This window comes from Paraburkholderia flagellata, from assembly GCF_021390645.1.
Taxonomy (GTDB): Bacteria; Pseudomonadota; Gammaproteobacteria; order Burkholderiales; family Burkholderiaceae; genus Paraburkholderia; species Paraburkholderia flagellata.
In genome coordinates, this window is record NZ_JAJEJT010000006.1 from 94,775 (window position 1) to 116,301 (window position 21,527).

General features: G+C 59.5%; 18 protein-coding genes and 1 pseudogene. 9 read left to right on the forward strand and 10 right to left on the reverse strand.

What is annotated here, in order from left to right:
• Positions 1 to 51: 51 nt before the first annotated feature.
• From L0U83_RS39915 to L0U83_RS39950, 8 genes are all read right to left on the reverse strand, one after another.
• The gene (locus tag L0U83_RS39915; protein WP_233890115.1) at positions 52 to 468 is read right to left on the reverse strand and encodes a hypothetical protein; all 417 of its coding nucleotides are present in this window, start codon (positions 466 to 468) and stop codon (positions 52 to 54) included.
• A 115-nt stretch (positions 469 to 583) separates the two neighbouring features.
• The gene (locus L0U83_RS39920) at positions 584 to 967 is read right to left on the reverse strand and encodes a BON domain-containing protein (RefSeq protein ID WP_110386460.1); all 384 of its coding nucleotides are present in this window, start codon (positions 965 to 967) and stop codon (positions 584 to 586) included.
• A 33-nt stretch (positions 968 to 1,000) separates the two neighbouring features.
• The gene (locus tag L0U83_RS39925) at positions 1,001 to 1,945 is read right to left on the reverse strand and encodes an NAD(P)H-dependent flavin oxidoreductase (RefSeq protein ID WP_233890116.1); all 945 of its coding nucleotides are present in this window, start codon (positions 1,943 to 1,945) and stop codon (positions 1,001 to 1,003) included.
• A gap of 35 nt (positions 1,946 to 1,980) precedes the next feature.
• Complete coding sequence (locus tag L0U83_RS39930; protein ID WP_233890117.1) at positions 1,981 to 3,573, reverse strand: class I adenylate-forming enzyme family protein; 1,593 nt, start codon at positions 3,571 to 3,573, stop codon at positions 1,981 to 1,983.
• 74 nt (positions 3,574 to 3,647) lie between these two features.
• Positions 3,648 to 4,424 (reverse strand): SDR family NAD(P)-dependent oxidoreductase, encoded by a 777-nt coding sequence (locus L0U83_RS39935; protein WP_233890118.1) that lies wholly within the window; start codon positions 4,422 to 4,424, stop codon positions 3,648 to 3,650.
• A gap of 38 nt (positions 4,425 to 4,462) precedes the next feature.
• A complete protein-coding gene (locus L0U83_RS39940; protein WP_110386457.1) occupies positions 4,463 to 5,620 on the reverse strand; it encodes an acyl-CoA dehydrogenase family protein in 1,158 nt (385 codons plus the stop codon).
• 10 nt (positions 5,621 to 5,630) lie between these two features.
• Entirely contained in the window at positions 5,631 to 6,872 is a 1,242-nt protein-coding gene (locus tag L0U83_RS39945; protein WP_233890119.1) for a thiolase family protein, read from the reverse strand.
• A gap of 49 nt (positions 6,873 to 6,921) precedes the next feature.
• The gene (locus tag L0U83_RS39950; protein WP_233890120.1) at positions 6,922 to 7,707 is read right to left on the reverse strand and encodes an enoyl-CoA hydratase/isomerase family protein; all 786 of its coding nucleotides are present in this window, start codon (positions 7,705 to 7,707) and stop codon (positions 6,922 to 6,924) included.
• A gap of 289 nt (positions 7,708 to 7,996) precedes the next feature.
• Here L0U83_RS39950 and L0U83_RS39955 point away from each other — a divergent pair, with 289 nt between their 5' ends.
• The 7 genes from L0U83_RS39955 to L0U83_RS39985 all read left to right on the forward strand — a co-directional run bounded on the left by L0U83_RS39955 (position 7,997) and on the right by L0U83_RS39985 (position 16,970).
• A complete protein-coding gene (locus L0U83_RS39955) occupies positions 7,997 to 9,049 on the forward strand; it encodes an AraC family transcriptional regulator (protein WP_233890121.1) in 1,053 nt (350 codons plus the stop codon).
• An 856-nt stretch (positions 9,050 to 9,905) separates the two neighbouring features.
• On the forward strand, positions 9,906 to 11,024 hold the full coding sequence (locus L0U83_RS39960; RefSeq protein ID WP_233887967.1) for a tyrosine-type recombinase/integrase: 1,119 nt from the start codon (positions 9,906 to 9,908) through the stop codon (positions 11,022 to 11,024).
• Positions 11,025 to 12,569, forward strand: coding sequence for a site-specific integrase (locus L0U83_RS39965; protein ID WP_233887968.1), 1,545 nt, complete (start codon positions 11,025 to 11,027; stop codon positions 12,567 to 12,569).
• Positions 12,566 to 14,890: a hypothetical protein gene (locus tag L0U83_RS39970; RefSeq protein WP_233887969.1), complete on the forward strand. Its 2,325-nt coding sequence runs from the start codon at positions 12,566 to 12,568 to the stop codon at positions 14,888 to 14,890. Before L0U83_RS39965 ends, L0U83_RS39970 begins: the two co-directional genes overlap by 4 nt.
• Positions 14,883 to 15,380 carry a hypothetical protein gene (locus tag L0U83_RS39975; protein ID WP_233887970.1) on the forward strand — a complete coding sequence of 166 codons (498 nt, stop codon included), beginning with the start codon at positions 14,883 to 14,885 and terminating at the stop codon, positions 15,378 to 15,380. The genes L0U83_RS39970 and L0U83_RS39975 overlap by 8 nt, the downstream gene beginning before the upstream one ends.
• A gap of 97 nt (positions 15,381 to 15,477) precedes the next feature.
• A complete protein-coding gene (locus L0U83_RS39980) occupies positions 15,478 to 15,981 on the forward strand; it encodes a hypothetical protein (protein ID WP_233887971.1) in 504 nt (167 codons plus the stop codon).
• Positions 15,982 to 16,490: 509 nt separating this feature from the next.
• Positions 16,491 to 16,970 (forward strand): type II 3-dehydroquinate dehydratase, encoded by a 480-nt coding sequence (locus tag L0U83_RS39985; protein WP_233890122.1) that lies wholly within the window; start codon positions 16,491 to 16,493, stop codon positions 16,968 to 16,970.
• A gap of 418 nt (positions 16,971 to 17,388) precedes the next feature.
• Here L0U83_RS39985 and L0U83_RS39990 read toward each other — a convergent pair whose 3' ends face one another.
• Positions 17,389 to 17,766 (reverse strand): helix-turn-helix transcriptional regulator, encoded by a 378-nt coding sequence (locus L0U83_RS39990; RefSeq protein ID WP_233890123.1) that lies wholly within the window; start codon positions 17,764 to 17,766, stop codon positions 17,389 to 17,391.
• Positions 17,767 to 17,865: 99 nt separating this feature from the next.
• On the opposite strand from L0U83_RS39990, the gene L0U83_RS39995 reads away from it, so the two are divergent.
• Positions 17,866 to 18,528, forward strand: a complete 663-nt coding sequence (locus tag L0U83_RS39995) for a LysE family translocator (RefSeq protein WP_233890124.1) — start codon at positions 17,866 to 17,868, stop codon at positions 18,526 to 18,528.
• A 1,185-nt stretch (positions 18,529 to 19,713) separates the two neighbouring features.
• On the opposite strand, the pseudogene L0U83_RS40000 reads toward L0U83_RS39995, so the two are convergent.
• Positions 19,714 to 20,375: pseudogene (locus L0U83_RS40000) on the reverse strand (IS6 family transposase).
• A 524-nt stretch (positions 20,376 to 20,899) separates the two neighbouring features.
• Between L0U83_RS40000 and L0U83_RS40005 the strand changes: the two are divergent.
• Complete coding sequence (locus tag L0U83_RS40005) at positions 20,900 to 21,472, forward strand: cupin domain-containing protein (RefSeq protein ID WP_233890213.1); 573 nt, start codon at positions 20,900 to 20,902, stop codon at positions 21,470 to 21,472.
• The last annotated feature ends 55 nt before the right edge of the window (positions 21,473 to 21,527 follow it).

Sequence of the window (21,527 nt, forward strand, 5' to 3'; positions counted from 1 at the left end):
TTCGGTGTACTACAGAATGCGAGGTTTATTACAGAAAACAAGGTTGCCCGTCTACTGTCCGTGCAAATAGAAATACCCGATAACCCAGGCGACGGCACCAATCGAGATCGCCGTTCCGGCCAAAGTGATCCGGCGAGTCGGCTGAATGCGCGTCATGTCGTGGTCCACGCAAATGCGCGACGCAACCAGAACAACACGGAACCTGTTGGTAACTGCAGCGACGAGACCCAAAGCCGCCTTGACGAGGACAAGTGTTGGAACTGGCCACATGCGCATCAGCAGCAGCATCCCCGTGACCACAGTGATCGCGATCAGCGGCACCTCCACCAGGAGACCGATCCATCCATGCAAGGCCGCGACGATGGGGTGCGACTCGGGTGCTCGCGCTTGCGTCTCGACAGCTGTTTCCGCTGCCAGAACAACAAGCCATGCGGCAACGGCAACACCATGCAGTACCTGCAAATTCATGTTCCATCCTTCAAGGCGTGCATGCGTACGCGTTGGCCAAAGCACTATTCCTACGCGGTGGGCGCCGCTGGTCATTTGCGAATGCTCGCGCTAACTTCTCCCGATGCGCGAGCTTTTACGCACCGCCAAACGGCTTTTGCACGGTCAGCTTGTTGGTCACGGAGGTCACCCCCGGCACACCCTTCGCAATCTCCGCAACCTCATTGACCTGCGAAGCGTTCATGACTGTGCCGCTCAGCGTCACCGCGCCGCTCCTTGCGACGATGCTGATATTGCCGGCGCTGATCTCCTTGTGCTTGCCGATGGCGGCATACACCTGCCGGCGCAGCGCGCGGTCGGCTTTCCTTGCGTTGATGGGAGGCGTTGCGCTTTCCGCAATCGATGCAGCCGGCATACCGGCAGGTACACTGGCTGTCTGACCCGGCTGCGACCATGCGTTGCTGGACGCGGCCAGAATCAATGTGGCAACTGCCAACGCGCGTGCCTGAATACTTTTCATCGAATACTCCGGTTGTTATGAAGGTGGACGGCATCAGAAAAAGCGCGCGATGATCCTGGATACGGCCTCATCGAACTCCGATTTCATGCGAGGAATCAGATCGGCCATTGGCAGAACATCCTTGATGGCTCCGACGCCCTGGCCCGCCGACCATACTTGCTTCCATGGCTCTGCGCTGTGTGCGCCTAGTTCTTTTTCGACACTGACAGCCGCGCCGCCTCGAAGATTGCTGGGATCGAGACCGCAGGAGATCAGGGAAGCGTTCAGGAAATTCGCATGAATACCGGAGATGGCCGGTGTGTAAGTGATATCGGCAGCATGGCTGTCAATGATCATTTGCTTGTATTCTGTGGGCGCAAGGCTCTCTTTGGCATTGATGAACCGGGTTCCGATGTAGGCGAAGTCGGCTTGCATCATGGTAGCCGCGGCGACGTCCCCTCCCGTCGAGAGGCAACCGGAAAGAATGATGGTGCCTTTGAAAAAATTCCGCACTTCGTTCAGCAATGCGAATGGATTCTTGTCGCCAGCATGACCACCCGCGCCGGCGGTCACCAGGATCAGACCGTCAACCCCGGCGGCAGCCGCTTTCTTTGCGTGAACCAGGTTGATGACATCGTGAAAGACCAGCCCGCCATAGCCGTGGATCCTGTCGACGACGTCGTGCGCCGTGCCAAGTGAGGTGATGACCAGAGGCACCTGGTGTCGAATCGTGACCTCAAGGTCGGCGGCCAACCTGGGGTTTGTCTTGTGAACGATGAGATTGACGGCATAGGAGGCGTCGTTTGGCCCTAGCCCCGCTTTGATCGTATCCAGCCAGCCGGAATAGCCTTCAGTGGTGCGCTGATTCAATGCCGGCAGCGATCCGATCACGCCGGACTTGCAGGCGGCCAGCACGAGTTCCGGTCCTGAGACCAGGAACATCGGTGCGACGATCACCGGCAATTTGAGGTTCTTGTTGAGGGCGGATGGTATGGCCATGAGTTAAATCCTGCTTACATGTCACATGGAACTGTCTAGCTGACCTTGCGCTGCATGTTTTGCCAGTACTTTTCCTTGATCGCGCGCCGCAGTACTTTGCCGACCACCGAGGTCGGCAATTGCTCGACGAACACCAACGACTTCGGCGCCTTGTAGCTGCCGAGCTTTTCCTTGGCGTGCGCGATAAGTTCGGCGGCCTCGACCGAGGCGCCGGGACGCAGCAGCACTTCCGCATGCACGGCCTCGCCCCACTCAGGATGGGGAACGCCGACCACAGCGGACATCATGACGGCTGGGTGCGAGGCCAGCGCCGCTTCGACTTCGATCGCATAAACGTTGAAGCCGCCGCTGATGATCATGTCTTTCAAACGGTCGACGATGTACAGGTAGCCATCCTGATCGATGTAGCCGAGGTCGCCCGACCTCCACGCCCCGTCGGAAAACTCGGCGGCCGTCGTTTCCGAATTGTTGTAATACCCCTTGATGACGGCTCTGCTGCGGATGTGGATTTCGCCGGGTTGGCCGGTTGGCAGCAGGTTGCCCTGCTCATCGGTCACATAAACTTCGACGCCCGGCGTCGGCCGGCCGGCCGATGATAGACGTTCGACGCCGCCCTCCGTCTTTGGTCCGGTCTCGTGTTCGGCCTTGTCGAGCGTCGACACGAACATGGGGACTTCGGTGGCGGCGTAGACTTGCGCGAAGATGGGACCGAAGCACGCGATCAGCTCTTCGAGCTTGGCGGGACTCATCGGTGCGGCGCCGTAGATCAGGGTGTTCAGCGAAGAGAGGTCGCGTGGGTTGGAGTGCTGCAATTCGAGCAGACGGTACAGCACGGTCGGCACCAGAAACGAATGCGTCACACGCTGCTGTTCGGCCGTTTGCCGCCATTGCTCGAGATCGAGCTGATTGAGCGTCAGGTTGGCGCCGCCTGCATAGAAAGTCGGTACGAAACCGACCATCGTGCCATGCGAGAGCGGCGCCACATGCAACATGCGTGTGCGGTCGTTGAAGCCGAAATCCGGGTTGCTGAAGCCGCCGTCGCGGCAAGCCATCAGATTGTCGATCGAGTACATCGCGCATTTACCCTGGCCAGTCGTGCCGCCGGTGAAACGCAACATGAAGATGTGCTCATCGTCGTCCAGCTCGACGTTGGCGTCGAGCTCGGAGGCCGTGTCGACCAGGCTCCAGAACGCGTGCACGCCAGGGCGCGTGGCCTGATCCGGCGTGGGATCGTCCATGACGACGATCTCGCAGCCGGCCGCGCGCAACATGGCGTAGTAGCCATCGAGCAGGCGCGTTTCAATGAATACGACCTTCGGCTTGACCAGTTCGATTTGACGCGCATGCTCTTGCGGCGCGTCGCGCAGGTTGGTCATGACCACCGCGCCTTCCTGCTTGAGGACAGTCGGCAGCATCATCAGGCTCAGGTTGTCGTTGTCCAGGATGAGCAGGAACTTGTCGCCTTTGCCAACCCCGAGCGCGTTGCGCAGCGCATCGGCGATGCGGTTGGTCAGCAGGTGGTATTCGTGGTAGGTGTAACCGCGGCCGCGCTCCACATTGACGATCGCTTGCCGGTCGCGAAAGCGCAGCGTCATCAGGCGCATGATGCGGCAAAAGTTCATCTTCATGGATGTGTCTCCTTTGTTCTTTCGCCCTCCCGCTTCTTGAGAGGAAGGGCGGTCCTGTCGCCGGTGCAGCGCGTTTAGCGCGCGCGCAGGCGTGACGCTGCGTCGAGGCGGATCGTGTGCGCGTTGAGGTAGCCGTTTTCGATGATGAACGCGCAGCAGTGCGCGAACTCGCGCATGTCGCCGAGGCGCCGAGGGGCTTCGATTTGTGCCGTCAACGAGGCGACAATCTTTTCGTCGAGCGTCCGCACCATCGGCGTCATGAACAGGCCGGGCGCAATGGCGTTGACACGGATGCCTACGTCACCGAGTTCGCGCGCCGCCGGCATGTTCATACCGAGCAGCGCCGCCTTGGAGGCGGCATAGGCGACTTGACCGATCTGCGCCTCGTAGGCGGCACCCGACGAGATGTTGATGATCACACCGCGCTCCTCGCCAGCTTCCGCTTCGTTCTTGACCATCTGCTCGGCGCACTTCGACATGACGTTGAACACGCCATTGACGTTGACCGCCGTCACCTGGGCGAACTTCGCGAGCGGCGTGGCCTTGCCTTCCTTGCCGAGCACCTTGCACGGTGTGGGCAGCGCCGCACAATTGATGCAGACGTGTACCGTGCCGAACCGGGCAGTCACAGCCGCTAGCGCGTTCTGAACCGATTCCTCGCTGGCGACGTCGGTTTGCACGAACATCGCGTGTTCGGCGCCGACGTCTTCGACCGCCTTGGCACCGGCCTCGGCGTTCAGATCGAAGAGGGCGACGCGCGCGCCTTTTTCCTGCGCAAGATAACGCGCCGTGGCTAGCCCGAGGCCCGAAGCGCCGCCGGTAATGACAATGACTTTTCCTTCAATACGCATGATGTGTCCTTGGAGATTAAATTCTTCGCCTCGGCGCCTTAGAACGCCGGCACGCCAGTCAAGGCCCGGCCAATAATGAGTTGCTGGATCTGGCTCGTGCCTTCCGGAATCGGCGCGATGATTGCCTCGCGCGCGAGCTTCTCAACCAGAAATTCGGTCGTGACGCCGTTGCCCCCGTGGATCTGCACGGCCTCGCGGGCGATTTTCACCGCTGCTTCGCAGGCGAAATACTTGGCCATCGCCGCTTCCATCTCGGCAGGCACGCCGGCTTCGATCATCGACGCCGCGCGGTAGGTCAACAGACGCGCTGCGTCCACGTTGGTCGCCATTTCGGCCAACATTGCCGCGATCAACTGGTGGCCAGCGATGACCTTGCCGTGCTGGCGGCGTTCCTTTGCATAACGAATCGCTTCTTCGAGGGCGCGGCGGGCGATGCCCAATCCCTGGGCGGCGACGAATACGCGCGACCGTTCGAACAGCGAGAGCGTATTGCGCAGTCCCTCGCCTTCGTTGCCGATCATGTTTGAGGCTGGCACTCGCACATCAGTGAGGAAGATCTGTGCGGTGGACTGACTGTTGAAGCCGATCTTATGAATGCCGCGGACTTCGTACGGATGTTCCTTGCGGTCGAGCAGAAAATGGGTCAGCCCCTTGCGCGGATCGTCGCTGGTTCGGCAGGTGCAGATCAGGAAGTCCGAGTACTCGCCATTGCTGATCCAGGTCTTTTCGCCGTTGATGACGAAATGATCACCATCGCGACGCGCGCGCGTTCTGATCTCCAGCACGTTGGACCCGACGTCCGGTTCGGATATACCCATCGAGACGAAACTGTCTCCACTCAACAGGCCGGGCAGGTAGCGTTCACGCAAATGCGGGGGGGCAACCTTCTCGAGGAGCACTACGCCAAACGAGTTGATCAGCACCGGCACCGACAGGTCGGCCGAGGTGGTAGCCACCTCTTCGAACAGCATCAGTGAAGTCAGCCAATCCAGGCCCATGCCGCCGTTGGCTTCGCTCGCGATGCCCGATACCAGGCCGAATTCCGTCAGCCGGCGCATGATTTCGGCCATCTTGTCGCGCGGCACGAACTTGTCGCGGTATTGTTTGCTGAAGATCGGATCGATCTCGGCATCCAGGAAGCGTTTCAGTCCATCAACGGCGGCCTGCTGCTCTTCAGTGCGGAATACGTGTCCCATTGTGGTGTCCTTATTGTTTCGCCAGGATGTTGATGCCGACCACAGCTTCTTCGATGCCGTACAGGCCGCCTCCGTTTTCCTGAATTGCGATGCGTGCGTCTTGAACCTGACGCTGTCCCGCTTCGCCGCGCAACTGCGTCACCAGTTCGTGAATCTGGCCGAGACCGGTAGCGCCGATCGGATGACCTTTCGACTCGAGACCGCCGGACGGGTTGATCGGGATGCGTCCGCCGACCGTAAAGTCGCCGCGTGCGGCCGCGGGGCCGCCTTCGCCGAATGGCACCAGCATCAGCGATTCGGCGTTGAGGATCTCCCCGATCGCCGAGGCATCGTGCACTTCGGCAACGTCAACGTCCTCGGGCGCGACGCCGGCTTGTTCGTAGGCTTTCTTCGCCGCGAGGTGCGCGATGATCTTTTGCGGCTCGTCGACACTGCGCGTCGTACCGGTCTGAATGACGCTGGCCAGCACGCGCACTGCGCGGCCAGCCTCGCCCTGCAGGCGCTTCAGGCCGGCGGCGGTGCACAGCAAGGCGGCGGCGGCGCCGTCGCTGATCGGCGAGCACATGGTCGTGGTCAGCGGGTAGGTGATCGGCGGCGAAGCCAGCACCTGCTCGATCGTCATTGGCTGCTGGAATTGCGCCAGTGGGTTATGCACCGAGTGCTGGTGGTTCTTGGCCGCGACTGCAGCGATCTGATGCTGCGTAGTGCCATAGCGTTTCATATGGCTGCGAGCGATGGCCGCATAGACATCCATGAACACGCTGTAGGGACGGTCGGACATGGTGCCGGGTGGGGGCTCCACGCCTTCGCCTAATGCCAGCAGCGTCCTCTTGTTTTCCTCGACAGTCGAGACGTCCCAGCCGCCGTCGAACGCAGCAAACATCTTGGCCTTGTCGGCGATATTCATCTTTTCCGCGCCGACGGCCAGCGCCACGTCGCAGGTCCCGGCCCGCAGCGCCTGCACCGCCAGGTTGAATGCCGACGATCCGGAGGCACATGCATTTTCGACGGTGAACACCGGAATGCCTGTAATGCCGATGCGGCGCATGGCGATCGGCCCGGGAATCGCGGTCTGCCCCTGGAACTGACCATTGGTCAGCGTCGCATAGAATGCCGAGCCGATGTCGGCGGCCTCTGCGCCGGCATCTTTCAAGGCCAGGGTGACGGCCTCGCCGACCATGTCGTATACGCTGCGCTCAAGCAAGCGTCCGAACGGCGTCATACCGACGCCGGCAACATAGATATCGTTCATGTAATTCCCGAAAGAGGGATGAGAAATCCAGATGAAGTAGTGAGTCGGCTCAGCGGCCCTGGAATTGCGGTGCGCGCTTTTCGGCGAATGCCTGCAAGCCCTCCTGCAGGTCAAAGCTGCGCAGATGGCGACGCAACATGACTTGCTCATGCAGCAAGGCGTCGTCCCGGCTCTTGTCGGCGGAGACGCGCGCGACTTCCTTCATGCGCCGCAACACGACAGGGCTCTTTGCGGCAATCTGGCCGGCCAGCTTCATCGCTGCATCGGCCAATTCGCCGTCGGGATGCACTTCTGAGACGAAGCCGTAAGCCTTCATCTCAGCCGCCGAAAGCGTCTTGCCGGTGAACAGCAGATACATGGCGATGTTCTGAGGAATGAGGCGCGGCAACACCGCTGCGCCGCCGGCGCCGGGATAGACGCCAAAGTTGGCATGGGCGTCCCCGATGGCAGCGCTTTCAGCAGCAATGACGATGTCGGCGCACATGGCCATCTCCAGGCCGCCGGCCATGGTTACACCGTTGAGTGCGGCAATCACCGGTTTGGGGAAATTGCGCAGTCGCGCAAGCGTTGCGTCGGCACGGTCGAGGAAATCTGCTTCGCCGGCCTCTGCCTTCTGACTGGCCAGCACCTCCTTCAAGTCCGCGCCGGCGCAAAATGCGGGGCCAGCGCCGGTCAAGACCAGGACGCGAATGTCATCGTCGGCGGCGATCTGTGCCAACCGGCGATCCAGTTCGGCCAGCAGCGCCATATTCATCGCGTTCATCGCCTTAGGGCGATTCAGCGTCAAACGCGCAACCGCACCCGTTGGTTCAAACAGCAAGGTTTCTTCGGTCATAACGTCTCCGTGTCATGCAGGAATGTTGTTGTGGCGGAGAGGCCCAGACCTGTCCGCAGTAGGAGGTCATCTTAGGCAGGGGACAATGACCGCGCGGCTCTTTGGAACGAAAAGTGCATTCCGCAGAGCGATCGCCGTTGATCATTCGTGCGACGCGCCAGTGAGCAATGACTGTGGAAGGTGGATTGTCGTCCCGGGGCGGACGAAGGGCGGCCGCTCAAGCGCGCCTTGACCCGTTCAGCGACGGTGTAGAATCGGCAGCACCACCGTTTGACTACATCGCCGCGCCTTGAAATCCGACCGCCAACCCTCCCTCGCCGCCACGCAGGAAGCGACGACCATAGGGGGGTACTGCACGGCAATCGCCAAGACTCTGCAAGCCAGCGGAATCGACAGCGAGCGCATTTTTCGCTCCGTCGGCGTGCAACCCCATATGGTGAACGGCCCGATGGTCCGGCTGCCTGTTGCCACCCTGACCAGGCTATACCGTGCCTGCGTGGAGGCCACTAACAATCCTTATTTCGGCCTCTCGGTCGCCCGGCACATCCATATTTCCAATTTGCATGCGCTCGGCTACGCGCTCGCCGCGAGCAGCACGCTGCTCGACTTCTGTCGCCGGCTGGAGCGGCACTTCCGGCTGGTGTCGCAATCGGCGACCGTTCTTGTCATTGAAGAAGGCGACAACATCGCGTTGCGCGCCACCGATTTCAAGATCGAAGTCTGCGGCGAAACTGAAGACGCATTCGTGGGTTTCCTGGTGCAGACGATGCGTATGTTGTACAAGCCGGGGTTCAACCCGCTGTCCGTAGAATTCCGTCGTCCAATGCCGCGTGAAGGCGACGAGCCGTACCGCGCCTTGCTGCGAGCACCGGTCAGTTTTTCGAATCACGCCACGACGCTGACTTTCGACAAGCATGAGTTGATGCAGCCGCTCGGCGGAGCGTGCCCGGAATTGGCGCAAGTCAACGACAATATCGCGAATCAATATCTTGCCCGACTGGACAAGAGCGACGTGGTGACCGGCGTCACGCAGAAAATCATCGAATTGCTGCCCTCTGGCGACTGCAGCAGGGAGAAGGTGGCCGAAGCGTTATGCGTGAGCCCGGCGACTTTGCAGGTGCGCCTGGCGCAGCGCGGCACCAATTTCCTGCAGATCATGGACGACACGCGCCGGGAACTGGCTTGCAATTACATCCAGCAGCGGACAGGCTCCGTAACCGAAATTGCTTTCCTGCTCGGATTCACCAGCACCAGTAATTTTGCCCGCGCATTCAAGCGATGGACTGGCCTATCACCAACGCAATTCCGTGATGATCGACCCGAGCAGGAGGTTTTGTCGTAGTAACAAAGATCAGTCGATGCCGCCACGCTTACTTGCTCCTGCGCGAGACTGCACGCTCCAAGGCGAGTCGGACCTCTGGATTCGCGATTGAAATGCCGTGAGCATCCAGTTCTGCCTCAACGACCTTCCGTGTGAAGCACTGCCTGGACGAAGGTAGTCACATCATAGTTTTCCGTCTCGGGGCCGAATTCCACGCAGAGTTTCCGCACCGCGTTCTCCAATTTGATTTTCTGATGTGTCGTGACGACTTTTTGCACGCGTCCGTAAACCAATAACGCAGGAACGAGTATTGTTCGCCGAGCGTCCAGACTACGGCTAACGCGAGGAGGTGATCGAATTAGCCACGTCAATGTGTCGTCCGGTACAGACCGGTTACTTATCCCGCCGCGAAGGTCCGTTGTTTGAGTGGAGCGGCCGCTTGAATGTCCATCGGAGCATGACGGCGAACGTCGCTTGCTGGCCGGCAACGGCAGTTCGCAGTCGACGGTCGGCACAAGACGGGGTTGCGCATCTGAGGAGATAGACACGTTTGCGATCGTTGTACATGCTTAGGAAGACACACGGGAACCCTAGAATCTGACTGAATTTCCACATGTTGAATAGGATTCCCTAATTTAACATAAGGTTATTTATCGCATTAGCTAGTATGTTTACAGCCGTTGCGGCTCGGCGGCATTTCAGGGTCTTATGACCACAACATACATCTGATAAATGGTATCTTTTGGCGTTGCGCAATTGAGCGGACGCACGAATGCTTATACGACTGTCAGATGCCTCTGTGCCGCCTGGGCTGCGAGGCCCGGTTCTGGTGGATCAATACGGTTTGCCCCGGTACTGGGCTGCAGTCTGGTCGGCCATGTCGTCGGCTCAGTTGGCCGATTCGACGCACGTCAAGGCGCTACGCTACATCGAAAACCTGTATCAACACGCCGACCAGCTTCGCGGCGAGGCGTCGCTGGACGTCGCGCTGGGAACGCTGAACGACGAGGTGCTGGCCGAGATTCTTGAGTCATGGTTCGTATCGATCCGCAATCAGCCTGACGGCACCGCCATAGATGAAAAGCGTTGGCAGACCGGCTTGGCGTTCGTCACAGCAATTGTGACGTGGGTGTCCAGGAGTCAGGCTGCTGACGACAGAATTCGGCGCATTGAAAAACAGCTGACCCGGCTTTCGACGCTTTACAGCCAGCTTCACGTTCGCAGAGTCAGGTCGATCGAGGCCGTCCGTTCATTGCCGGCGAGCACGGTCAAGGCGCTGTACGAAATTCTGGATCCCGAATCATCCGGGAGTCCGTTCGCGCGTGAGCAGACCCGCTGGCGTGCCTTCATCGCGTTTGTATTGATGCTGCATCAGGGACTGCGTCGCGGCGAAATCCTGCTGTTACCTGTCGACGCGATAAAGAGTGCCTACGACGACAGGCAAGGCCGAACGCGATACTGGCTCAACGTTCAGGAAAACGAGTACGAGGACCTGAACGATGACCCGCGTTACTCGAAACCTGGCATCAAGACCGCGCATTCGATCCGTCAGGTTCCGGTCAGTGAATTGACCGCGAGCTTGGTGCAATCGTACGCGGAAAACTATCGTGGCCGACCGCAGCATTCGTTTCTGCTCAACTCCCAGGCTGGCTTGCCGCTGTCGACGGAGGCATTGACAAAGATGTTTGCGCAGGTCTCACGTTGCTTGCCTGCGCCTGTCCTGAAGGAACTGAAAGAACGCACGGGCAAGGAATCTGTCACTCCGCACGATCTTCGCCACACGTCTGCTGCCGTGCGGCTCCATCAGCTGCTCGAACAAGGCGATGCGATGGACGAAGCGATCCAGAAACTGCGCACCTTCTTCGGCTGGTCCAAGACATCCTCGATGCCATCGCGGTATGCGCGGGCAGTATTCGAAGATCGCCTGGCTGGCGTGTGGAACGACGCGTTCGACGACCGCATAGCCTTGTTGCGCGCGCTTCCCAAGGGGCACTAGATGAGCAGGTTTCCGGCAACAAAAAGCTCGTTCCAGGGGCAAGAGGCGGATGACGTCATCGAGATACTTTGCGCGGAACTGCCGGACCTGCCACCAGTCATCCGTTACTACGACGACTTCAACGACCGGCCCCGTTCCATCCGGGCTCCGCTCGAGCAGCCAGTGTTCGAATTGCTGATTAACGGCAATCGCGTCAACGTTGACTTCTCGCGGCTGGATGCGCAACGTGCATTCGTCTTCAAGCACGTCTTTATTGCCATTCTCGGGCAGGACCTGAGCGTTGCAACGGCCGCGCTTTACGTCTCCTATGCCCATCACCTGAACGCAGCTGACGTGGTAGCCCTCTTGCGTGCGGGCCCCGCTGGTATCGGTCCTGTCTGGGCCGCCTTGCGAGCCCGGTGCATGCCTGTGCACGTGTATCTGTGCGCGAAGTGCTTGCTCCATCTGCTATGTACGTATCGCCTGTTTGGATGGTCAGTCGAATACCGCGCCTACCTTCACACGGCTCTACCCTTGCCTACCCGTGACGCGCACGCTGGCGTCCGCTCGGGAGACGTATTTCTCGGCGCCGACGAAGAAGCTGCAATCGTGCGATATCTGGACGAAATGGCCGCCACTCTCGCCGTATCATCGGTGCCATCGGTATCATTCGACGACATTTGCGACGCGGGCATGTTGCTGTGCGCGTACCAGTTCGGTATGCGTCCGATCCAGATAGCGATGCTCGCCAGGAGAAATGTGCGGATCTGGGAGGATACCCCGGAGGGACTGCCCACGGTTCACCTGACCTTCCACATGGCCAAGCAGCGCAACGGCTCGAAGAAAAAACCGCTGACGCGCCGGGTCAAGCGCGAATGGGCTCCGATCTTCGTTGCCATCGACGCGCGATGGACTGCCAGGGACGATGCGAATTCCGGGCGTCTCTTCCCTGTCCGGTCGAACTACGAAACGGGATCGCGAATCGCCTCTCTCGTGAGGAAATTGATCGGTTCGGAAGAGCTTGGCACGGCCACGGACCTGCGACATACGGCAGCCCAGAGGCTGGTTGACGCGGGCGCGAGCCACGAAGAACTTGCCGAGTTCCTGGGGCATTCATACGTGCAGACCGGATTGGTCTACTTCAGGACTTCAGCCTCCCACGCGGAGCGTGTCAACCGGGCGCTGGGTGCATCGGATGTCTATCGACGCGTCGCAAAGTTCGCGCACGACCGGTTCATCTCCCCGGAAGAGCTCACCTTGCTCAAGGGTGAGCAGCAAATCGCCGGTGTGCCTCACGGCATCCCGATCGCAGGTATCGGCGGCTGCACGTCGGGACAGCCAGCGTGCCCCTACAACCCGGTGACGTCATGCTACGGCTGCAGGAAGTTCATGCCCTTGCATGACAGGGCAATGCATGAGAGCGTGCTGGCCTCGATGCGCGAGGTGGTCATGTTCTTCGAGCAAAGCTCGCGTGGCGACGCCCAATCTCCGACCTATCTCCAGTTGCAGCGCACGATCGCCGAAATCCAGATGGTCATTGGCGAGCTTGAGGACGAGAGCCGATGAATCGTCACTACCTTGCGTATATCGAGCTGGGCAAGACGCTCGCGTCCGAAAGAGGGCTGCGCTGGGAAATGCCCCTGGACGAAACGGGAGCTGCCCGGGACGGGCGGGGATGGAATCTTACCGCTGCCGCCGGCGATGTGCCGCCAAAAACTCACTATCTGCGAGATCTTGGCGCGGAGACAAAGGCACTGGCACTCGTGAATGCGGAGCGTGCAGCGCGAGGGTTGGTGCCGGTAGAAAAGAAGCCGCTGTCGGACGCATGGCAGGATCTGGTCAAGGCGGCGGTCGCAGAGCAGCTACTGTTCAGGCGTAACACGACCGAACATGTAGCTGCATGCGTCGCGCGTCCCCTGCGACTTATTGCAACATGCGCGGACAAGGAGCCTTGGTCGCTAACCGTTGACGACCTCCACGTTGCTGTTCGCATTGGCAAGGCTGTCCAGCTCTCGGGGAAGCTGGGGGACTTGGTTGTTGGTATCGTCAGGGTCGTGCTCGACGCGCAACACATCTGCGACGCGGGGCCGTTGTATCCTGCGCTCGCTGTTCCGCGGATGAAAAGCAAAAGTGCGATCAAGGCAAAACATCTTTGGTCGCAGGAAAGACTCCGCGACGATCTGGAGGCTCGCAAACGCAACGAACGTCTGCCTGAGCGACGCGCGTTCTGGGAACTGACACGTATCGTGATGACAGAGAAGCCGCAGACGTTCATCGACGCCGTGCGCTTCGCAGCCATGCGAGTCCTGATCGTGACCGGGATGCGCGCAGGCGAAGTCGCGCTGCTGCCGCTCGACTGGAAGCGGGAGCGAACGTACCTGGATTCGAAGGGGCGGCCAGCCGGACGGTCTGGCGGAATCTCGACGTCCTTGATGATCCGCCACTTCGCAGAGAAGCAGCAGGACGGCGAGGCCGACAGCCGCGTCCTGTGCGAGGGCACCCAGCCGGTACCGGAGATGTTCCGTACGCTGCTGACTCAGACCCTCGACCACGTAGCGACGATTACGGAGCCCCTGCGCACCACGTTGAAGTTGCAATGTGAAACGGGACGGCTGCTGCCTTGGTACCCGCCCGACACCGTCGTACCTGTGACCGAAATCTACCCTCGCCTCACGGGCAACCCGTTCTGGTTGAAAATTGAGAGAGGAGCATTCATCGAACGCTATCGGGCTGGGTTCGATCCCGCCGTCCTTGATGACTTGCATGAGTATCAGCACGACCGTTGGCGCGGCGGCAATCGCACCCTCGACATGGCTGTCTACATGTTCGGAAATCGCCTGAAGACAGCGATGTGCAATGGCGAGACGTACCTTCGTTTCCGGCATGGCGACGGTTCACCGATTGATCTCGCCGAACGGATGGACTGGCATACAACGTATCTCCACGTCCGCGAACTCGAAGAGCATATCAGGCGTACGATACCAACGAAGGTATCCGACCTCGCTCCTTTACCTCTGGCATCTGGTGTGGTTCAACCGTGGGAATTCCTGTTTGTACAGCCCAAGCGCGCGCTCACGGAAGAACGCAATGATGGTCTGTGCGATGTGACTCGCTACATGGCAGTCAATCGGCCAGACCCCTGGTTCATCGGGCTTGCACTTGGGGACGACAGGAAACTCCCATCGCTCTTCGAGAAGTACGGTCAGAACGATGATGACCGGACATTGAAGCTGGAATCACATATGCTGCGCCATCTGCAGAATACCGAGTTGTTCCGTTTGGGCGTTGCCGACACGATCATCTCGAAGCGGTTCAATCGACGCAGCGTCGCACAGAGTTACGAGTACGACCATCGTAGTCTTGCCGAGGATCTTGATCATATTGAAATTCCACAGGATATCGAATTAATGCTGGGTGAGAAAGCCACCACGGTGGCGAAGCTCATCAAGGTTCGCAAGGCTTCTGGGCCGGTCGTTGATGCGTTCCGGCGCATCCAGGTCGCTGAAGGCGACATGGCCGCGTACGAATACCTGCGTGCTGAAGCTGACGGATTCCATGCCACACCCTATGGGCACTGCCTGAACTCGTTCACAGTCGACCCTTGCCCCAGACATCTCGAGTGCTTCGCCGACTGTCGTCATCTCTCGGCAACCGACCTCCCGGAGCACCGGCAGAACCTCGTCCGTCTCGAAGGCAAGCTTAAGCTGGCGCTGGAAACGATCAAGGGCCGCCCCTCAACGAGCTTCGGCTGGAAGAACCAGCTTGAGCACGCCGAAAAGCGGCTGGCCGGTGTTCAGAAGCTGCTCGCGACGCCACCTGGCAAACACCCCTTCCCGGAAGGCATCGACCTCTCCATACCGCCACAACGAGGAGTACTTGATGACTGAACCCGGCGAATCGATATTGCACGGCGACGAGCAGATGCGCGAGATTCTTGAGACGCTGCTGGCTGAAGACGAAGACATTACGGCGCGCGCTGTTGCCCGGTTGCATCCGACCATCAATGCGGCATCGTCTATTACCCGCAGCGAGTCTCGCAGTCGCCTGCTTGCCGAGTATCAGCAGCGGCAGTCAGCGTACAGGCGCTGGCGCGGCCGGATCGCGAAACGTTCCGGCGCCGACACGGCTGCGTCGCTGGCCGACAAGGACATGCGCATCGCAGAGCTCGAAGCTACCGTGCAGTTGCTTACCGCCTCTCACCTCGCCATGCTGCGTGCTGTCGGCGAACTCGGTGGCTTCAGCAAGTGGGCGAAATTCTATGAGCACCATCGGGAGGCGCGCGACAAGCTCGCCGCCCTCGGCGCGATACCTGCTGCGCCGGTATCGGCGATGCCGCCGGCCGAATCAGAACGCCGCGCAGACACAAAGCGACGATGACCATCCCAGCGGTGTGATAGTGTTTGCTCGACACCCCAGCTACGAAATGGCTGAGGTTCCGCGGCGGAAGCCGCTTCTCTCCCGAAAGGAGCGTTTGATGTCCTATTGCCCGTTCTTCCAGACGCTACACGATGAAACCCGCCCAGTCGGCAACCTGGGTCGCGGAACCCACTACTCGGTGCTTCGGGTGCCGGTATGGCACGACGAGTTCCTGAACAGAATCGACCGGTGCGCCTTCCTCGACTTCGCGGTCATCTGGGATGAAGATCACGACGACCGCGTGATCGACGCCGTCATGATGCTTTACGTCGGCGGGCTACTCTCCCCCGTGCGGTATATCGGTGAGCGGAAAGGCACGCTAACGATTCTCCTGGCGTCCGATCTGGTAAGCGATTGGGATCCGGAAAAGCTGCAGCAGTATCGCGACGACATCAGCGACATGTGCCAATGCCTGGAAGACCCGTGGACCGCACACGTGGCCGGCGTTGGTGAAGATGGGCATGCGATCATCCACGCTCCGCCCGAGAAAGTTGCCCTGTACCTGAAAAACATCGACATGCTGTGGCAACTCGGCGTCGGCCCCAGATCGCAAACCAGCTAGATCGTGCGCAACACGACGGCCGTCATTGATCGCTCTTGGTGAGTATCGTGTTGCGTCGTCTGGTAATACTCGGCGCAACAACAGTCCCGGTTGGCGATGCGCAACGGGGAACTTGTTAAAACGGCCATATCCTGTGGATAACTCGGCCGCCTTCCCCGTTGAAATATAACAAAACCTGAAAATCCAAACCGACGCAACACCGTGCCATAGGTGCCAAGATTCGCATTTTCTAAAATGTTTGTGAACGTTTAGTCGACGGTTTAGGCCGCGTACATGATGTTCCAGCCTGGGATCAGCGCGTTGGTTTGTTCTCGCCGGACCAGGTCCGCAGGCGCCGCATTGTGACATTTTAGTGACAATCGTGCTGCCTCCTGAATCGCCCGGTGGGCAAGCAACGATACACAGTCGCTGCGCGATGACAGCTTTCGCGCGGTCTCGTCTAGACTTGTCTCACCAGTGCGTCAATCGTATCCAGGACATCTCACCGGATCAGAGAAGGAGCAGTCACCATGTGGCGAATTCTGCTGATACAGGGCGCGAACATGATTCACCTGGGCAACCGTGAACCTGAGATATACGGCAAGACGACGGCGAGCGAACTTGACGTCATGCTCCACGAGCACGCACGCCGGAAGGGTTACGAGCTGGAGATTTTCTACACCAATGTCGAGGGAGAAGCGATCAATCGCATCTATCACGCTGTTGAAGAGGGTGTCGACGGCCTCGTCATGAACCCTGCGGGCTTCAACTATGCGGGATATGCGCTGCGCGATTGCGTAAAGGGCGCAGTGCTGCCCTACGTGGAAGTGCACATGACGAATGTCGAAGCACGCGGAATCAAGTGCTTGATCGCCCCAGTCGCGGATGGCGTGATCTTCGGTCTTGGGGTTCACAGCTATGTGCTTGGCCTGGACGCCATGCTGTATCTGCTCTCGAATTCACCTGCGGGCGCGCTCAGGACGCACGGCGGCCGATCCGGTCGGGAGTGAGCGGCGGGTCTCTGAAGCAGCATTCCCGCTGGTGAGTCAAGCAACGGCAAGGACGTCTGCTGGACGTAGGCCCCGGGCGGAAGCGCCATTCGTCGGGGGTAGCGTTCAGTCCGAGTTGGATGACCGGTTAGACCGAATACTTGTCCGAGAGTGGCCGTACCGGGCGGCCGTTTGACTCCGAGCACCTGCCATCGCGCCGCTGACGACTCGACCGTCTGCAACGGGTCTCACTCGCGGTATCAACCTGAAACCGTTTGGCCGTCCACCTCGAGCAGCGGAAAAAAACGTTTCCACACGCTCTGGGTCGAGCGCAGCCAAGCTCGAGCTTCTTTATCTGGCGTACAGACCTCGACCACCGCGCGAATAGCTTGATGTCATATACGAACCGCAGCTTGCGCCCCGACCTGCGTTCAATCGTTCAGGCATTTTGGTGATGTCGCAAGAGTGTGATGCGATCGAGCAAACGCACCAGTTCGGCCTGCCGCCGCGTGTCGGTTTTGACGAAGACCTGCCGCAGATGCGTGCGGGCGGTGGACAGGCACACTCCGAGTTCGTCGGCAGTCGCGATCAACCCCTGGCCGCGCCCAATTGTGACCGCCACTCTCGTTTCTGCAGGCGTCAGGCCATATAACGCCTGTAGAACCTCGCTGACCGAGGCCTCCTCCGCTTCCGGGTCAATGACCAGCACGACCGCAGCCTCATGACGCCCGGTGAGCGTTGCCCACGATGTGCCACGGTGCGCGGGAGTCACGAGCACCTGCCAGGCACGCTTGCGCGAAGGACGATCGACGGACATTGCGCCTCCCACGGCTTCGCCGGGGTTGGTGCTCGCCGCACGGCCAACAAGCTCGTGAAGACGCCGCGTTAGCGCGAGCGTGCTCGCCTGCAGGCCGACATGATCGTCCCTGTGCGTCAGTATGAATGCGAGGTTATCGTGTCTTTTCACTTCTGGGGGCCATTCGCAATGGCATGGCTCGTGACGACGCTCTCACCAGGACCTGCGGTCTTGCTCGTCATGCGCAATGCGATGCAATATGGACATCATGCGATCGCCGGCACCGTGGCAGGAAATCTTTGCGCGCAACTGATCGTGATTGTCATCGTCGTCGCGGGGTCAGGAAAATTGCTGAACGCCACCCCAGCGCTTTTTCCCGCGATCAGAATCGCAGGTGCGGCGTGGCTGATCCTGATCGGCGTGCGTCAATGTTTCATTGGCAGAGTTCGCCCTCGCTCTCTCGCCGCACGTAGTGCCGAGCCGGCGGGCTTGGTGGGAATCTTCCGTGAAGCCTTCATTGTTTCCGGCACAAACCCAAACGCGCTAATCTTTCTTTTGGCCGTAGTGCCGCAATTTGTGCGGTCCAACGAATCTCTCGTCGGTCAGTTTGCCGTCATCTACCTAACCGTCGCGTCAACGATCGTAGTGGTTCATACGACCTACGCGTTCACCGCATACGTTGTGCATAAGCGCATTGCAGCTCACCACGACCTCGGTTTCCTGACGCGCTGCTCCGGTGTGCTCTTCGTCTGGCTTGGCGTACGGATGATGGTCTTCCCGTGAACTAAGAGTGCCAAAGTCGCTCACGGCCATGCGCGACTTCGGGCGACGGCCAGAATGCGGGTAGCGGACTGCGATGAGCGGCAGCTTGAGCACCCGGTAGCTGCCATTTCCTCCTGTGGGGCTACATCAGGATCAATCTCCCCCCGCGTGCCGCCTCACGCAGTCGGCATATAAATGGCTTACGGTGCAATAAGCCGAGCGTGTACGGTCAGCCAGTTGCGGCCACTCGCCTGTGCGATCATGCGGGCGTACAAACGTCCGCTTCGTCCAGACAGCCGATCTCGGCCCTTCAGCCGTACGCATCCCGATCGAAGTTCGTCGATGGCCGCCGCCAGATACCGGCGGCCATGGTAGAGCGATTTCGTCCTCTTCATGCCCATATCCTACGTTCCGCTCGCCATTAAATAGTTGAAAAAATTGGACCTGCGACCAACGTGTCCGCTGCGTCAGCCTTGTTCACGGACCTCGTCTGAACTCGCACGCCCGGGCCGGCATCGTAGAAGACGGATGCCACCTTCGCATCTTGGCCTCATTGTCGGACTTTGTCGCGGCAGACGGCGCTTCGCACGATTCACTTCCAGGGAAATCACATAGCACATTTAACCATGCGCCGAACTACGGCGTATTATCGTTAAGGATATCCAACAAATGTTGAATTCGCAGTTTCTGTTCCGGTGTCAAGCCCGGGGTTGCGTTCAGATGCATGATGCGACCATGCCAGTAGGCCCGGCCAAACACGTCGTGGGCTAATGCATGGCGTAGTACCCGCTCAAGGTGATTGATTTCCGAGTCGATGCACTGCAGCGCGAGGGGCTTGCTGCCCTTGCTAGATGATGTCCTCCTATTCATTGGATTAATCGCTCTCAGGTTCACTGCAATTTATTCGCTGCCTAAACTATCAGGGCATGCGTCAGCTGAGGCCGACGGCAATACTCAACCCCTCCTGGTATCTCCAGGACGACAGGCTCATATTCAAGTTACTACGCTCGCGCCGCCATCTCGTCGATGACTTACCTGGAGATTCAGCCCCAGCGCCTAAGGCGCCTGAATGCAACGATACAAGGCGCCGTAGCGAAAACACCGCTGCGTCTTTTTGCTTTCGCGCCTTTCACGCCGGACGCGGTCGCCTGAGCCTGTGCACCTGAATGTGCACTTCCTCAAAAGCGGCTCCGTTAATGCGTCGGCTCACCCCGGCACGTAACCGTACGTACGACTCACGGGAATACTAGCGTCGCCGACAGCATGCCTCAGACGGCGCTGAAGAATTCTTCCACTGCCGATGCCATCCTGGATCTGTCCTTTGTCGATCATGTGCATCAGCTCGATGCCTCCGAGCAGAATGCACGCACAACGGAAATTCTTGATTCCCATCATCGATCGCTTTCGACGTTCGATCGCGCTGTGATCCTGCTCCACGATGTTGTTCCGGTACTTCGTCTGACGAACCTTGACGTGTCCGCGCCGCAACCTTGTCCCGGTGAGCCCGTAACAGGAAGTCAACAGTATTGCCATCCTTGCCCACGACCCGGTACAGGTATCGCAACTGGCCGTTGATCTTGATGTACGTTTCGTCCACACCAGCTCTTGTCTACCGGGCGCTTGCTTCGCCAAAAGAGCTTCTCCATCACCGGCGGCAACTTCAGTGCTCACCGGTGCACCGTCGAATGATCCACCGACAGCCCTCGCTCCGACATCATCTCTTCAAGATTTCGCAGGCTCAGTGGGTGGGCGACGGACCAGCGCACGCAGAGCAACATCACATCCAGCGGATAGTGCAAGCGCTTGAGCACCCGCCTGAGCGCTGCGTTCATCCCGTTGATCATCGTCCCTGTCGTCTCTGCTTTCATGACCTCAGCATATCAGACCGTCTTGTTGCGACAGAACCGCCGGCATCTCATGGCTGACGATTAACCGCTAGCAAACAGCATGAGCCTCCTGCTCGCACGCTACTCTCTCTCAGTATTCCTGCATGATCCGCAACGATACCCGAGCGCACGTCTGGTCATCAATGAGGCTCCCTCTAACACCATCCGCAGCTGGAAATGATTGGTGATTTTTAGCGCGCTGTCGAACAGTGGTACGCTGCAGCTTTCATGCTATCGTTTATGAGCCGCAGACGGCAGGCCAGTGCAATGGCGCTTCCGTCAACTGGAGTCAAGGCATGATCGCCGACGTACGCCCGGGAATTCGAATTGCATTCCCGGCGGCAATCGGCATATTCCATTGCTTATCGGCCGATTTGTCTCTGCAATCGCCAGAAACAGGCTGCGCCCCGGGCAGTGGAAATGATTGGAGACCCGATGTGCCACGACAAAATCGGGCTTTTGCCCAGTCCGGGTTTCGGATTCAAACATATTCAAAACATTCCGTCATGGTTTCGAAACCCGTTGAATCACTGAACGTCTTTTCCGTAGGCAGCAAGATTCGCGGACTGCGCCAGAGACAAGGCCGTACGCTCGATGACATCGCCACCGCGGCGCAGCTCTCGAAACCCTTTCTCTCGCAGGTAGAGCGCGATCGCGCCACCCCTTCGATCACCTCGCTCGTGAGCATCGCCAAAGCGCTCGGCGTGCCGGTAAGCTATTTCGTCGATGCGCCCACCGAAGCGGGCTGCGTGTGCCGCGGCCCGGATCTGAAGTTTTTCGGTTTCGCGAATTCTGCTGACCTTTATGCACGCCTGACTAATCCGTCCGGCGGTCGCCAGCTCGAAGCAATTCTTGTGCGCATGCCACCCGGTGAGCGCTCCAGCGAAGTTACCACGCACGCAGGTGAAGAGTTCCTGCATGTGCTCTCTGGGGAAGTGACCCTCACGCTGGAAGGACAAACGTTTGTGGTCCGCGCGGGCGACAGCGCGCACTATGAATCGACGGTGCCGCACGCCTGGAGCAATACGTCCGACCAGGAAACCGTACTCCTCTGGGTGGGCACGCCGCGTCTGTTCTGAACTGCGGCCACCCGCACATTGGGCAGTCCCACTGCTGCGCGTCGGCCATACGGGC